Origin of the sequence: Azospirillum sp. OGB3 (genome assembly GCF_014192915.1) — a bacterium.
GTDB lineage: Bacteria > Pseudomonadota > Alphaproteobacteria > Azospirillales > Azospirillaceae > Azospirillum.
Genome location: NZ_JACHYN010000020.1, coordinates 48,967 through 62,642 on the forward strand (window position 1 = coordinate 48,967; position 13,676 = coordinate 62,642).

Genomic DNA, 13,676 nt, shown 5'->3' on the forward strand with positions numbered 1-13,676 from the left:
TCCTTCCATAGGCAGGATGAGGCGCCGGGCGGGGCCGCCTTCCAGCGATTGTAGACGCCTTCGATGGAAGCGAACAGGACTCACGCGATCTTTGGCCGTGCTCTCCACGCTGTGACCGAACGCTGGCGTCCGCAGGACGGCCTCACGTGGAAATCTGCAGCCAGCGGTCGGCGCTGTCCGCCATCTTGTCCCCTCGGGAGCTTGCGGCGGCTCGCACCGCCTTGTCCATCGCCCCGGTCATCACCTCGGCAAAGCGTGCTGTATGTTCGGCGTGGCTCCAGCGTCGATGCGCCTCGCTCCGCGCCGCATTCCCCATTCGGCGGACCTGCGGCCGGTCGCGCAGCAGCATCCGCAGACGCTCGACCAGCGCTGCGTGAAAAGCCGGATCGGCCGGAGCGTCGGTGGCCTGCAGCAGTGGATGAAAATCCTGCCGCAGGATCCCATCCTCCCCGCCAACGGTGTAGAATCCGCCACGTCCCGGGATGACGCAGCCGGTGACCCCGTCCGTCACCAGATCATCGACGCCCATGGCGTTCGCCACCACCGGAACAATCCCCGCCTTCATCGCCTGGACCAAGCCATTGCGGTACAGCACGCACATTGGCATCACGAACAGGTCGGAACCGGCCACGAGGTCTTGGAATTCCCCGGCGGGAAGGCGATCCGGCCGCCATATGATCCGGGGATGGCCAGTGATCGCTTGGCGCAGCGCCGGCGACAGCGTCGCCGGCAAGGGCGAACGCAGAATCAGTTCAACGTCCTCGAACTCCTGCGCCAGGGTCAGGAAGGCGGTGACCACGTCGATTCCACCGCGATAAAAGAAGTCGTCATCGCGGGCATTCCAACTTGACGTGAACAGCAGACGGAAAGGCCGGCCGGACGCGGGGCACGCCGCCGACCCGTCCGCGCGGCCACCCGACGGCGCATCGGTTTCCAGCGGGTTGACGAAGGCCAGCTTGGCGGCGATGCGGCGATCGGGGAACAGCCGCAGCAACGGGTTATCGTCCAGTCGATAATGGGTGATGATGGCGGCGCAGCGGTCCGATGCCAGGAACGCCCCAATGATGGCATGGTAGGGGCAAAGACGCGGGTTCACGCACATCGCGTCAAAGGGCAGGAACGGCTGAAACAGAACCGGCAGCACGTCGTACCAAAGCACCCAATGCCGCTGTCCCAGGGTCATCGGGGCATTGGGCAGAAAATCCAGCACCGCCCCGCCATCATCCGCCAGCAGTGTCAGCACCCGCTGCCCGACGTAGCGGGCGGCGGCGGCTCGATCGACCAATGGGGACAATGTGGTCAGCCGGTCCACCAGTGGTGCCGCCAAGCGCAAAAGCGGAGCCACCGCCGCCGGCCAATCGGCGGGAAGAGCCGTCGGCATCCACACGTCCCAGCCTGCCCCAAGGCTGGACACCATGCCGACGCTGCCGGGATGTGCGGCGTCCAGGGTGCTGTAGAAGGGAAGCCTTTGCGGCGCGAACAACCGGCCGACCGCCGGCGCGCGTTCCGGAACTCGCCCCGCCGAACTGGAACCGGAACCAGAGCAAGCCCGCGTCACGAGAGGCTGCAGCCTGGGATCAGCCAAGGCCGCCTGTGCCAAGGGCACGACGAAACGCACCTCGCCGGGCGATCCCGCGAGACCGGTTGCGGCCGCCTCCGCCGCTTCGCCCCACCGCCCGCATTCGATCAGGATCTGCGCTTGCCGGAAGATGTCGTCTGGCGTCGCCGCTGGATCGGCCATGACCGCATGTCCAACCGCCGCCGCTTCGGCGAAAAGCCCCATGCGTGCCAAGCATTGCCGGCGTAGTCGGCGGCGGGACAGATCCTCCTTCCCCGGCATGGCATCCAGGGCTGCGAGGGCCGCTTTGTAGCGGCGCCGGTCGATCAAACCGGCGACATCACCGGCGGCTTCGATCACTCAATCACCAGATAGCTGGTGCGGGCGTTGTAGCGGTAGCGTCGCAAGGCGTACCGGTCGAGGCCCAGCGCTTCGCGGATGGCGACCGTTTCCCCCGGGGTCGCCGGATCGTTGGCCTCGTCGAACCCGAGCACCGTCCCCCGGGTGATATGGCCGCGGATCGCCTGCAGACAGGCCAGAGTCGGCTCATAAAGATCAAGATCGAAATAGGCCAGCGATATCACCGTTTCAGGATGCTTCTGCAAATACTCCGGCACGGTGGCGATCACATCGCCTTTCACAATCTCATACTTGCGCAGATGGCTGAGCGGGCTTTCCTGCTCCTGATGGGCAAGGACCCGGTCAAGATAGGCCTCGTATCCCTCTGTGGTCGCGTAAGCTCCAGTCTTCATCTGCTCGCCGTCTTCGGGGCGCACCGAAGGGAACCCGGCGAAGGTGTCGAAGGCCACAACCTTGCGCAACCGGTTGAAGGGCTCGTAAACCCCACGCAGCGCACAGAACAGCGACGAGTTCTGCCCCCATCGGCAACCGAACTCCATGACCGTCCCCTGCACCTCCAGCACTTGACGGTACAGAAAATCCATGAACAGAACCCGCGACAGGGTCTGGGGCGTCAAGAACAGCCCGATGTTCATCAACAGCTCGCCTTCGGGGATGGGACAGTCCCGCAACAGCCCGACGACGTCGCGGCGACGTTCGGTTTCACCGGCCGGACCAAAGGTCAGAATGTCAAGGGAAGTCGGGTCAGCCATGGCGGCATCCTCATCAGCTCGAGTGCGGGGGGACAAACTTTCCGGATCAGCGGACCATCGGCTTAGCGGCACGCGCTGTCCAGGACCTCCCGCAGGCGCGTGATTTGCGGCGTCAGGTCGAAAGGATGGTTGCCGACAAAGAAACCCAGGTCATGGGCGATGAAGGCATTTTCCGTCCCACCGACCACATCGTAATCATAATACTTGATCACGTCGTGCCGCAGGAAGCAGCCGCCGGTGATGATGCGGAAGCCGATGTCGGCGTCCTTGAGCGCGGCAAAAACCCGTTCACGATCAGGGTGATGGGCCGGGTTCAGGATGATGGTGAAGGAAAAACTGGAAGACAGGCCGTTTTCCCGCTGAATGATGAAACGCTCGTCGCCATCGAACAGGGATTGGAACAGGGCGAGGTTGCGGCGTCGCGCCGTGGTCATCTCCGGCAGGCGGCGCAACTGCACTCGGCCCACGGCGGCCTCCAGCTCCAGCGGGCGCAGATTGTAGCCCGGCAGGATAAAACGGTAGGCTTCGAAATGATCGTTGGAGCGGGGCTCGTACAGCCCCGTGCCGGCGGGCAGGTCGCGGGTCCAGCCGTGGGCACGCAGCGACCGGCACAGATGCGCCAGCTCCGTGTCGTCGGTCAGGATCATCCCGCCTTCCATGGTCGAGATGTGATGCGAGAAGAAAAAGCTGAACGTGTTCAGGCAACCGAAGGTACCGGTCTTGCGGCCGTTCAATTCGGCGTCCAAGGACTCACAATTGTCTTCGAACAAGTACAGGCCATGGGCATCGGCGAACGTGCGAAGGACGTCCAACGCCGCTGGATTGCCAAGAATCGACACCGCGACGATGGCGCGGGTCCGTGGAGTCAGCGCGGCTTCCAGCTTTGTCGGATCAATGTTGAGCGTATCGAGCTCGACATCGACAAACCGCAGCTTCAAACCGTACTGCTGCAGCGGGTGATACGTGGTGGCCCAGGAAATGGCCGGAACGATAACTTCGTCCCCCCTCTGCAACGGCCTATCCTGTTTGTAGAACAAAGCCGCAATACCCGCCAGATTGGCGGAAGAACCGGAATTCACCATGATCGCGTGCTTCATTCCAAAGTACGCGGCAAACTCCTGCTCGAAAGCTGCGACTTCCGGCCCCATGGTCAGCCGGCCAGAATTGATGACACGAGTCATGGCGTCGGCTTCTTCTGTACCCCAGGAAGGAGCCGCCAGTTCATAAAACATAAGTTCAATCTCCAAAACCAAGGGGGGCGCAGCAAAAATCGGGGGGCCGGACGGGTGGACGCTCGTTTCAGGTAGCGGTAAAGCTGTTAACGGGGTGTAAATGAGGTTCAACCCTGTGGGGAAAGGAAACCTATTTCACCGCACAGGTCAATAAGGCAGCCCTCCGCGAAAGGCGCTTGATCCCGTAAAGTCGGTGATCTGAGTCCGGAAAGTTCTTCCAGGAATGGGCAGAGGCACTGGTTGCGGGACTTCGTCGCCGACAGCTTGGCGATCTTGCCCTGGAACCTGTCTCACGCCCCAACCGGCTTGGCCACCCGGAAGGAGGACGAGAACCACGTTAGACCGCACTCCGGTTTCAGCGGCGCCACGCCCGCTGGAAACCGCCATCGCCGCCGCAGCGCAAGCTGGGCCGGGGCATGCCCGGCCCAGCTTGCCATCACTGCCCGCTTGGGGCATCACAACTCACAGAGATTCTGCCCAGGACCGGAAGGAACTTCGGTCTTAGGTCACAGTCAACGGAAGGACTCTCTCGTGCGGTCTCAAGATGTCTTGTCAGATATCGATGTCGTGGTTCTCGCGGGCGGGTTGGGCACACGCATCCGCGGCGTCCTGGGCGACACCCCGAAGGTTCTGGCCCCCATCGCCGGACGGGCTTTCCTCGGCCATCTGCTGGACCAGCTTTCGGCAAGCGGCGCACGGCGCGTGGTGCTGTGCCTTGGCCACCTCGCCGATCAGGTGACCACATGGCTGGAACGGGAAGAGTCGCACGACGACCTTGACCTGATCTGCCGAACCGAACCGCAGCCCCTCGGCACCGGCGGGGCGTTGCGCCACGCGCGGGACGAACTGCGTTCGGACACCGTGCTGGTGATGAATGGCGATACCTTCACCGACGCCGATCTGCACGCCTTCGTCCAGGCGCACCGCCGGTCGGAAGCCGAGGCGTCAATCCTGTGCGTGGAGGTGCCGGATGCGTCCCGCTTCGGCCGCGTGGAGATTGGGCCGGATGGCCGGATTCGCCGCTTTGTCGAAAAGGCTCCGGGCAGCGGCACGATCAATGCCGGGATGTATTTGCTGTCCACCACCTTCCTCGACCGGCTTCCCGCGACCGGCGCCATCTCGCTCGAACGCGACGTGCTGGAGGTCGCTCCTTCCGGAACGCTCAACGCGCATGTCATCCAAGCGCGCTTCATCGACATCGGCACTCCGGAAAGCCTTGCGGCTGCGGCCAGCGTGATCATCGGCCACAGCATCACCTAGCCGAAGGCAAACACACCACCCACACGGCCCCAAAACCGGTTCATTCCGTATGCTTGTGACCAGTGGTCCTCCTGTGGCCATTCTGGGACCAATGTCACACCCCAATCGATAGTGGTATGTCAGCTTCGGGACGCGAGGGAGCATTCCGCAACCCTCGGGACGGGCGGACTCCCGCCCGCAAGGCTCCAGGGTCCCGCATGTCCACGTCCCCGCAACGGACCATCGACATCCCGATCGTCGTGAACGCCTGGGGCGTGTCCGCTGGCCAAGCGCCGCATTTCCGACTCCTGGTCGATGGCGTGATGATCGGCGAGGCGTGGGTCGCCGCCACCTCCAGCACGCCCTACCGCTTCACCGCCACGGTCGATCCCGATCAGGCCCACCGGATCTCGATCTGGTACGACAATGACGGGGTGGTGAACGGGGTGGACCGCAACCTCTTCGTCGGCTCCATTGTCGTCGACGGGCAGGAGGTCAAATCCACCGACACGCGCGTCACCTACGACAAGGGGGCGGTGGACGGAAAGGACGTGGTTGCCGGCCAGGTCGGCCTCTACTGGGGCGGCCTGCTGTCCTTCGGGCTGGGAGAGGAGATGTTCGGCGGCCCGCTGGTCCGCCCCCCGCCCAAGCCGGAGGAGCTCATCACCCGGCCCATCCCCATCGCCGTCGAGGCGGCGCGCGGCGCGTCCGCCACAGGGCCGGTGCGCTTCAAGATCCTGGTGGACGGCACCCTGGTCGGGGAAGCGGAGGCCGTGTCCGGCACCGCCGAACGCTTCACCTTCGGCGTCACCCTCGACCCGTCCGTTGCCCACACGGTGCGGATCCTGCCGGTGGGAGACCTGACGCTCGGCGCCGTGACGGTGAACGGCAAGACCCTGCCCCCCCTTGCGCCGTCCAACGACGGGTCCGTCACCCTGGCGGTCACCGCCCCGGTCTTTCAGGGCAGCGCGTCGGACGCTCCGGCCCCGCAGGGTGACGCCTTCTACGTGGCGAAGACCGGCAACGACGCCTGGTCCGGGCGGCTGGCCGCCCCCAACGCCGAAGGCACCGACGGCCCCTTCGCCAGCCTGGAACGGGCGCAGGCGGCCATGCGCGCCGGCACCGTCAAGACCACTTACATCCGCGAGGGCTCCTACAATCCGACGGGCACGCTCAGCCTCGGCGCGCCGGACAGCGGCGTCCGTATCCTCGGCTATCCAGGCGAGCAGGCGGTCCTCAGCGGCGGCGAGCGCGTCACCGGCTTCACCTACGAGGGCAACGGCGTCTGGTCGGCGCCCCTGTCCGCGGCTCCGGGGCTGGACGTCACCGTCGATGGCGTGCGCTACCGGCTGGCCTCCAAGGGGGCCTACGACCCGGAGGACGCGACCACCGGCTGGTTCATCGCCGACGCGAGCGCCTATGGCGCCAGCAAGAACGCGCTGCGCTACCGCGCGGGCGACGTCACCACGGCCGATCTGGTGCCGGGCAGCCGGGTCCAGGTCTTCGACACCGAACGGCTCCAGGACGCGATCCTGACCGTTGCCGGAATCGACACGGTGACGCGCACCCTGACCTTCACCTCCGACGCGCCCTTCACCATGCGCGACGGCTCCACCTTCAAGCTGCTGGGCAACAGCGCCCACGTCGATCAGATGGGCGAGTTCGCCTACCGCGCCTCGGACGGGCGGCTGGTCATCAAGGCGGGGCAGGACTTCACCGGAACCGGGGTGGAGGTCGCCCGGCTCGGCACGCTGCTGCGGCTGAACGGCGCCAACGGGGTGACGATCCAGGGGCTGACCTTCACCAACACGACGACGGACGGCAACGCGCTCGACGTCCTGAACGGCGACGTCAACACCATCGCCGGCAACAGCTTCGTGAACGTCGGCACCGGCATCCGGCTGACCCAGGGGTCGGACCGCAATCTGGTCAGCGGCAATTATCTGGACCATCTCGGCATCAACGGCATCGCGCTGACCGGCCAGTCGATCGGCAACACGGTGACCGGCAACCGCATCCAACACATCGGCGAGGTGCGCAAATACGCCGGCGGCATCATGGCGTCGGGGATCAGCGACACGGTGATCTCCCACAACGACATCGACCACAGTTCGCGCTACGGCATCTCGGTCAAGAACTGGGACACCGCGACGATCAGCCTCAACAACGCCATCCTTTACAACCGCGTCCGCAACACGGGATTGGAGACGGCGGATTCCGGCGGCATCGAGTTGCTCGGGCGGTCGAACCTGAACACCGGGACGCGGATCGAAGGCAACCGGGTCGAGCACACCGGTGGCATCGCCACCACCAGCACCGGCCAGTGGCTGCGCGACTACAAAGGCTACGGCATCTATCTGGACGACCTGACCAGCGGCGTGACGGTGACGGGCAACTTCCTGCGCAACACCGCCTGGGCCGCCGTCATGATCCATGGCGGCCATGACAACACCGTCACCAACAACGTCAGCGTGCTCGGCGCCAACGGCGAGAGCTTCATCCGCATCGAATGGGTGCCCCTGGCGGGCGCGGCGGGCATCCCGGCGAACAACACGGTCACCGGCAACCTCGTGTCGGGGGCGGTGCCGCTCGGCGGCTACGTGACGGTCCTGTCGGCGGGGCAGAACGCCATCGACGCCAATTTCCTGCACCAGGTCGGCGCCTATGGGGCGAACGACCGGGCCGGCGACCCGTTGTTCGCCGACGCCTACAACCACGACTACAGCCTGCTGCCGCTGTCCCCGGCGCTCACCGCCGGCCTCCAGGATCTCGCCTGGACGCTGATGGGCATCGTCTCCGGCGGCGGCACGACACCCCCGCAGCAAGGTGGCGGGGGCATCACCCCCCTTCCCCCGTCCGATCCCCAGGCCAACCAGCCGCCCGCCCCGGTGCCAGCGCCCGACAACGGGACCCCCGCCACACCGCCGGTCCTCGAGCCGGGCGGCGGCATGTCCCCCACCCCGCCCGCCTCGTCCCCGCTTCCCGACGCCACGTCGGAACGGCCCTTCGTTCCCTTCAGCCGGACCGTGAACGGGGTCCAGCAGACGGTGGCCGCCTATGCCTATGATGGCCCGGTGGCGAACCTGCAATGGGCTTTCTACGGCACCGCCGAGGACGAGGTGGTCGGCGGGTCGGACGGGAACGACTTCATCCACCTGATGGGCGGGAACGACGCGGCCTGGGGCGGTGCGGGTGATGACGTGCTGGACGGCGGTTCGGGCTCAAACTGGCTGATCGGCGGGCCGGGCCACGACACCTTCTTCGTGGACGGGCGCGGGGGCGAGGTCACCTGGTCCACCATCGTCGATCTGGAGCGGGGCGAATGGGCGACCCTCTGGGGGTTCGTGCCCGGCCAGTCCCGGCTGACCTGGGAGGAGATGGGCGGCGCCGATGGCTACAAGGGCGCCACAGTCCGCTGCGACATCGACGGCAACGGCACCATCGACGCCAGCATGACCTTCACCGGCAAGTCGGTGGGCGCGATGACCGTCACCACCGGCATGGCCGGCAACGACTCCTACATCGCGTTCATCACCCTGTAGCCAGCCCCGCGCGCAGGACCCGGCGGGCGGAACGGACAGCTGAATCGACGATTCACGGGCGATGCATCGACGTTATCACCACCTCCTTCATAACGCGATGAAAAACAACGATCTTTTCAATTTCCGGGTTGACGCGGCCACGGGAAGGGCTCACGGTTCCGACAACGCTTAATACAAAAGTCAGTCTCCGATACGCTGTTTTGCGGGATCGGCAGGGCGGAAACGCACCGGCATGCCTTCGAACCGAAAGGGAACAGCCCCTCATGACCAGCACGACAGCGGAGCTTGAAGCGCTCCTCATGCAGCGGTCGCTGACCGACGCGCAGCTTCTGGCGGCTGCGGACGCCGCGGCGGATTTCCGCATCCTGCCGAACGCGACGGTGCTCAAGATCGGCGGCCAGAGCGTCATCGACCGCGGCCGCGCCGCCGTCTACCCGCTGGTCGACGAGATCGTCGCCGCCCGCAAGGAGCATAAGCTGCTGATCGGGACCGGCGCCGGCACCCGCGCCCGCCACCTCTACTCGATCGCGGCGGGGCTGAACCTGCCGGCCGGCCTGCTCTCGCAGCTCGGCGGCTCGGTCGCCGACCAGAACGCCGCGATGCTGGGCCAGCTCCTCGCCAAGCACGGCATCTCCGCGGTGGATGGCGCCGGCCTGTCGTCGGTACCGTTATTCCTGGCCGAAGTGAACGCCGTCGTCTTCAGCGGGATGCCGCCCTACAAGCTGTGGATGCGCCCCGCCGCCGAGGGCGTCATCCCGCCCTACCGCACCGACGCCGGCTGTTTCCTGGTGGCCGAGCAGTTCGGCTGCAAGGCGATGATCTACGTGAAGGACGAGAACGGGCTCTACACCGGCAACCCGAAGACCTCGAAGAACGCCACCTTCATCCCGAAAATCTCGGTGGACGAGATGAAGGCGAAGGGGCTGCAGGACTCGATCCTGGAATTTCCGGTGCTCGATCTGCTGAAGAACGCCCGCCATGTGCGCGAGGTGCAGGTCATCAACGGCTTGGTCCCCGGCAACCTGACCCGCGCGCTCGCCGGCGAGCATGTCGGCACCATCATCACCGCGCGCTGAAGGACCACATCCCATGTCCGACACCACCAACAGCATCAAGCACGTGGCCTCGCCGCTCGCGCGCCAGACCCTTCTCGACGGCAGCCTGACCGCCCCGGTCGCCGGCGTCCGCCCGATCCGCCTGCTGCCCTGGCTGCAGGTCGTGAAGATCGGCGGGCGGTCGATCATGGACCGCGGCCACGAGGCGATCCTGCCGATTGTCGAGGAAATCCGCAGCATCCTGCCGGAGCACCGGTTGCTGATCCTGACCGGCGCCGGCATCCGTGCCCGCCATCTCTACAGCGTCGGGCTGGATCTCGGCCTGCCGGTCGGCTCGCTCGCCCCGCTCGCCGCGACGGAGGCCGGGCAGAACGGCCACATCCTGGCCTCGCTGCTCTCGCCGGACGGCGTGTCCTACGTCGAGCACGGCACCATCGCGAACCAGCTCGCGGTCCATCTGTCGGCCGCCCGCGCGGTGGTGGGCAGCGCTTTCCCGCCCTACCACCACCACGAGTTCCCCGGCTCGCGCATCCCGCAGCACCGGGCCGACACCGGCGCCTTCCTGCTGGCCGACGCGCTGGGCGCCGCCGGGCTCACCATCGTGGAGGATGTGGACGGCATCTATACCGCCGACCCGAACGGCCCCGAGGCCGGCACGGCGGAGCTGCTGCGCGAGACCACCGCCACCGAGCTGGCCAAGCAGGGCGGCACGCTGCCGCTGGATGGCGCGCTGCTGGAGGTGATGGCGAACGCCCGCCACCTGGAGCGCGTGCAGGTCGTCAACGGTCTGGTTCCGGGCCGCCTGACCGCCGCGCTGCGCGGCGGGCATGTCGGCACCATCATCCGCACCGGCATACGAACGGGCGCCCGCCCGCTCTGAGCGGCCCCGCTCCGCCGGAGACCGACAAAGGCGTCCGGTGGTGACACCGGGCGCCTTCGGGTGTTCAGTTGCTCGCCACCGGCTTGCGGACGGCCTTCTGTCCGTCGGTCTTCGCCACGGCCTTCACGACGGGCGGCGCCATGTCTTCGGAAGACGCCTGCTGAAGCCGGCCCTGCGGGCTCGCCTTCGACGGGAAGGCCGTCGGCAGCAGCATCGCGGCGAAGACGGCGACGGCAATCAGGGTCTTCACGGCTTCCCAGGCGAAGCCGCCGCGGCGCGGGGACTTGGACAGCAAAAGGGCGTCATCCGCCTCCAAGGCGGTCGCCGAGGCAGCCGGCATCGGCTGGACTGCGGTCATGGACATGGCAGGCACTCGTGTTCGGGTTCGCCGGATTGGTACCCACACCATCGCAAGGGTCATGCCACGCCCCGCGCCCCGAACCCGCCGTTTTCAGGCCTTCGTTTGGAAATTATCTTAAAATCAAACCAATACCGGTGATTCCGTCCCGCTGCCGCCCTCGGTGCGGGCATTGTGTTTCATGGGCGCAAAAAAGACCTTTCCGGCTTGCGCACCCGGCAAATTCCTCCCCATGGGTGGCGGCTTCTGCCGACCCGTCGGGAAAATATTGCCTCACGAAGTGGGGGCTTTCCGGCTTCAGGCCATCGCGCGGATCAGCGCGATCTGACGGTCCAGGCAGCGGGACAGCTCGAACCGCTCCACCGCCGTCTCCCGCGCGGCGCGGGCCAGCGGGGCAAAGGCGCCGGGGTCCTGCAGCACCGCGATGGCCTTGGCGGCGATGTCGTCGGGGGAGAAGAAATCGGCAAGAAGCCCGTTCTCGCCGTGCCGGATGACCTCCCGCACCGGGGCGGTGTCGGAGCCGATCACCACGCAGCCGAGCGCCATGGATTCCACCATGGACCAGGACAGGACGAAGGGATAGGTCAGGTAGATGTGCGCCCGCGACAGCCGCAGGACCGATAGATACTGGTCGTAGGGAAGGTGCCCCAGGAAATGGACGCGCGCCGGATCCAGCGGCATCTCGGCCAACATGGTTTCCCGCCAGCTTTTCCCGCCGGGGGGCGCCGAACCGTAGCTGACCTCGTCGCCGCCGGCGATCAGCACATGGGCCCTGGGCCGCGCCTCCAGGATGCGCGGCAGGGCGCGCATGAAGCTGGGGAAGCCGCGGTAGGGCTCCAGGTTGCGCACGGCGTAGGTCAGCACCTCGTCCTGGCGCGTCAGCACCGTGCCGTCGGCCAGGGTGACGCGGATGCCCGGATCGGGAAGGAGCTGCGCGGTGTCCACCCCGTCGTGGATGACCTCGATCTTCGGGTGGAAGGGCGCCGGGTGGGAGTCGCGCTGCCACTCGGTCGGGGCGATGCCACGGTCGCAGGCCTCCAGGGCCAGCAGCAGCGGCGTGCTGCGCATGCGCAGCCGCAACACCGTGTCCACATTGACCGGGACCGACGGGTCGAAGCCGACGTCCAACCCCTGGGCGCGGTAGAAGAACTCGCAGTAGTTCAGGTAGGGGGTGTTGGGAAACACGTCCTTGACGAACAGCGTCTCGCCCCAGCCCGGATGGCCGACGATGACGTCGGGGCGGAAGCCCTCCTCGCGCAGGCCCATCAGCAGCCGGGCCGCCGCCTGGCCGTGCAGCACCGCGTTCTCGGTGGACACCAGATAGGGGTGCGCGTTCTCCCGCGCCTTGCGGCTGGGCTGGTAGGAGAGGCGGCGGACGTTCGGGATGTCCCGGTCGGTGCGCTTGGTGATGAAGATGACGCGGTTCGCCGGATCGGCGGCGAGACGGGCGGCCAGATGCTTGTACTGGCCGGGCATGTTCTGGTGGATGAAGACGATGTTCATGGTGTCTCCGTCAGGCCCGCCCGGCGCCGAACTTCTCCCGCAGCTTCGGCCCGACCTTCGGCAGCAGAACCGACAGGATCAGCAGGCTGAGCCCGATGACGGTCGGCGCGATCCAGTCGGGCTTGCCGGCCAGGGCGTGATCGCCCGCGGCGCCGAACTGGACGAAGGCCACGGTCATCGGCAGCTGCCCGACCAGCGACCCGAAGGCGTAGGCGCCGAGCCGCACCCGCGTCAGGCCGAGAGCGTAGTTCACCCCGCTGTGCGGCAGCACGGGAACCAGCCGCAGCATGGCGACGGCGCGCCAGCCGCCGGTCTCCAGCCGGCGCAGGACATCGCCCCAGCGCGCCCGGTCCAGGGCCGGGACCAGCCCGTCGCAGACGTAGCGGGTGAGCAGGAAACCGGTGGAGGCGCCGATCACGCTCCCCGCCGCCGCCAGCACCCCGCCCCACCAGACGCCGAAGACCAGCCCGGCGACCATCGCCATGACGGAGCGCGGGAAGAACAGAAGGCTGGCCAGGATGTGCAGGAGCAGGAACAGGACCGGTGCCGCGGGGTGATGGCGCAGGATGTCCTGGAGCGCGTCCATCCCGAAGGCCCCATGCCATGCCCACCAGGCCCCGGCCCCACCGAGCAGGAGCAGGACGAGCAGCCCCCGCCCGAGGTTGCGGAGGATGGACAGGGAGGGCGTGCGGCGCTCGGCCATGGTGCGGGCCTTCGGTTCGACGAACGGGGCTTCTATGGTCCAGCTTGCATATCACGGGCGCTACCGCGCCGCGAGAGACGATCGCGCGGGCGCCGGGCGCACCCCCGCGGGCCGGGGCAAGAAAAAGGCCGCAGCCAGGACGGCGCGGCCTTCAAGTCTAGGGAGGAAACGCCCAAAGGGCATCCGGGATTCAATTTATGTTGCAACGCAACAAAGGTCAAGCCCCTCCGGAGCGACCTTCGCGGAAAAGGCGCCGCCCTTCACTCCATCCCCCTGAAAACAGTAGCCGGAAAAAGAAAAGGCTGCAGCCGGTGAGGCGCAGCCTAGTTCTGGGAGGGAGGAAACCAAGAGAACTTGGTGAGGTCATTTATGGGCCGATTTGATTAACAGCACGTAAACAGGCCATGTATTCCGAAGACATACTCATTTTTTGAGAAAATCTGGAAAAGCCAAGCTTCCGCTTGATCGAAAAAGGACGGCGTGCGGCACAGCGG

The 13,676-nt window shown here is 66.5% G+C and carries 10 protein-coding genes; 4 read left to right on the plus strand and 6 right to left on the minus strand.

The features are described from left to right. Nucleotides 1-142 precede the first annotated feature (142 nt). The 3 genes from FHW79_RS33580 to FHW79_RS27615 all read right to left on the minus strand — a co-directional run bounded on the left by FHW79_RS33580 (nt 143) and on the right by FHW79_RS27615 (nt 3,902). Nucleotides 143-1,918, minus strand: a complete 1,776-nt coding sequence (locus FHW79_RS33580; protein ID WP_183181883.1) for a glycosyltransferase — start codon at nt 1,916-1,918, stop codon at nt 143-145. Beyond that, nucleotides 1,915-2,670: a crotonobetainyl-CoA--carnitine CoA-transferase gene (locus tag FHW79_RS27610; protein ID WP_183181884.1), complete on the minus strand. Its 756-nt coding sequence runs from the start codon at nt 2,668-2,670 to the stop codon at nt 1,915-1,917. The genes FHW79_RS33580 and FHW79_RS27610 overlap by 4 nt, the downstream gene beginning before the upstream one ends. A gap of 62 nt (nt 2,671-2,732) precedes the next feature. Then, nucleotides 2,733-3,902, minus strand: a complete 1,170-nt coding sequence (locus FHW79_RS27615; RefSeq protein WP_183181885.1) for a DegT/DnrJ/EryC1/StrS family aminotransferase — start codon at nt 3,900-3,902, stop codon at nt 2,733-2,735. Nucleotides 3,903-4,142: 240 nt separating this feature from the next. On the opposite strand from FHW79_RS27615, the gene FHW79_RS27620 reads away from it, so the two are divergent. The 4 genes from FHW79_RS27620 to FHW79_RS27635 all read left to right on the plus strand — a co-directional run bounded on the left by FHW79_RS27620 (nt 4,143) and on the right by FHW79_RS27635 (nt 10,618). Beyond that, nucleotides 4,143-5,162 carry a sugar phosphate nucleotidyltransferase gene (locus FHW79_RS27620; RefSeq protein WP_247884636.1) on the plus strand — a complete coding sequence of 340 codons (1,020 nt, stop codon included), beginning with the start codon at nt 4,143-4,145 and terminating at the stop codon, nt 5,160-5,162. A gap of 197 nt (nt 5,163-5,359) precedes the next feature. Beyond that, on the plus strand, nt 5,360-8,683 hold the full coding sequence (locus FHW79_RS33395; protein ID WP_183181886.1) for a carbohydrate-binding domain-containing protein: 3,324 nt from the start codon (nt 5,360-5,362) through the stop codon (nt 8,681-8,683). A 263-nt stretch (nt 8,684-8,946) separates the two neighbouring features. Beyond that, a complete protein-coding gene (locus tag FHW79_RS27630) occupies nt 8,947-9,759 on the plus strand; it encodes a uridine kinase (RefSeq protein WP_183181887.1) in 813 nt (270 codons plus the stop codon). A gap of 13 nt (nt 9,760-9,772) precedes the next feature. Then, the gene (locus FHW79_RS27635; RefSeq protein ID WP_183181888.1) at nt 9,773-10,618 is read left to right on the plus strand and encodes a molybdenum storage protein subunit alpha; all 846 of its coding nucleotides are present in this window, start codon (nt 9,773-9,775) and stop codon (nt 10,616-10,618) included. A gap of 64 nt (nt 10,619-10,682) precedes the next feature. Here FHW79_RS27635 and FHW79_RS27640 read toward each other — a convergent pair whose 3' ends face one another. The 3 genes from FHW79_RS27640 to FHW79_RS27650 all read right to left on the minus strand — a co-directional run bounded on the left by FHW79_RS27640 (nt 10,683) and on the right by FHW79_RS27650 (nt 13,182). Beyond that, the gene (locus tag FHW79_RS27640) at nt 10,683-10,982 is read right to left on the minus strand and encodes a hypothetical protein (protein ID WP_183181889.1); all 300 of its coding nucleotides are present in this window, start codon (nt 10,980-10,982) and stop codon (nt 10,683-10,685) included. A 291-nt stretch (nt 10,983-11,273) separates the two neighbouring features. Further along, a complete protein-coding gene (locus FHW79_RS27645) occupies nt 11,274-12,479 on the minus strand; it encodes a glycosyltransferase family 4 protein (RefSeq protein ID WP_183181890.1) in 1,206 nt (401 codons plus the stop codon). A 10-nt stretch (nt 12,480-12,489) separates the two neighbouring features. Beyond that, nucleotides 12,490-13,182 (minus strand): VTT domain-containing protein, encoded by a 693-nt coding sequence (locus tag FHW79_RS27650; RefSeq protein WP_183181891.1) that lies wholly within the window; start codon nt 13,180-13,182, stop codon nt 12,490-12,492. Between the last annotated feature and the right edge of the window lie 494 nt (nt 13,183-13,676).

Bases quoted from the DNA above. Each gene is read 5' to 3' on its own strand.
- FHW79_RS27645 (WP_183181890.1), bottom strand. From the start codon at position 12,479: ATGAACATCGTCTTCATCCACCAGAACATGCCCGGCCAGTACAAGCAT.
- FHW79_RS27650 (WP_183181891.1), bottom strand. From the start codon at position 13,182: ATGGCCGAGCGCCGCACGCCCTCCCTGTCCATCCTCCGCAACCTCGGG.
- FHW79_RS27615 (WP_183181885.1), bottom strand. From the start codon at position 3,902: ATGTTTTATGAACTGGCGGCTCCTTCCTGGGGTACAGAAGAAGCCGAC.
- FHW79_RS33395 (WP_183181886.1), top strand. From the start codon at position 5,360: ATGTCCACGTCCCCGCAACGGACCATCGACATCCCGATCGTCGTGAAC.
- FHW79_RS27630 (WP_183181887.1), top strand. From the start codon at position 8,947: ATGACCAGCACGACAGCGGAGCTTGAAGCGCTCCTCATGCAGCGGTCG.
- FHW79_RS27640 (WP_183181889.1), bottom strand. From the start codon at position 10,982: ATGTCCATGACCGCAGTCCAGCCGATGCCGGCTGCCTCGGCGACCGCC.
- FHW79_RS27635 (WP_183181888.1), top strand. From the start codon at position 9,773: ATGTCCGACACCACCAACAGCATCAAGCACGTGGCCTCGCCGCTCGCG.
- FHW79_RS27610 (WP_183181884.1), bottom strand. From the start codon at position 2,670: ATGGCTGACCCGACTTCCCTTGACATTCTGACCTTTGGTCCGGCCGGT.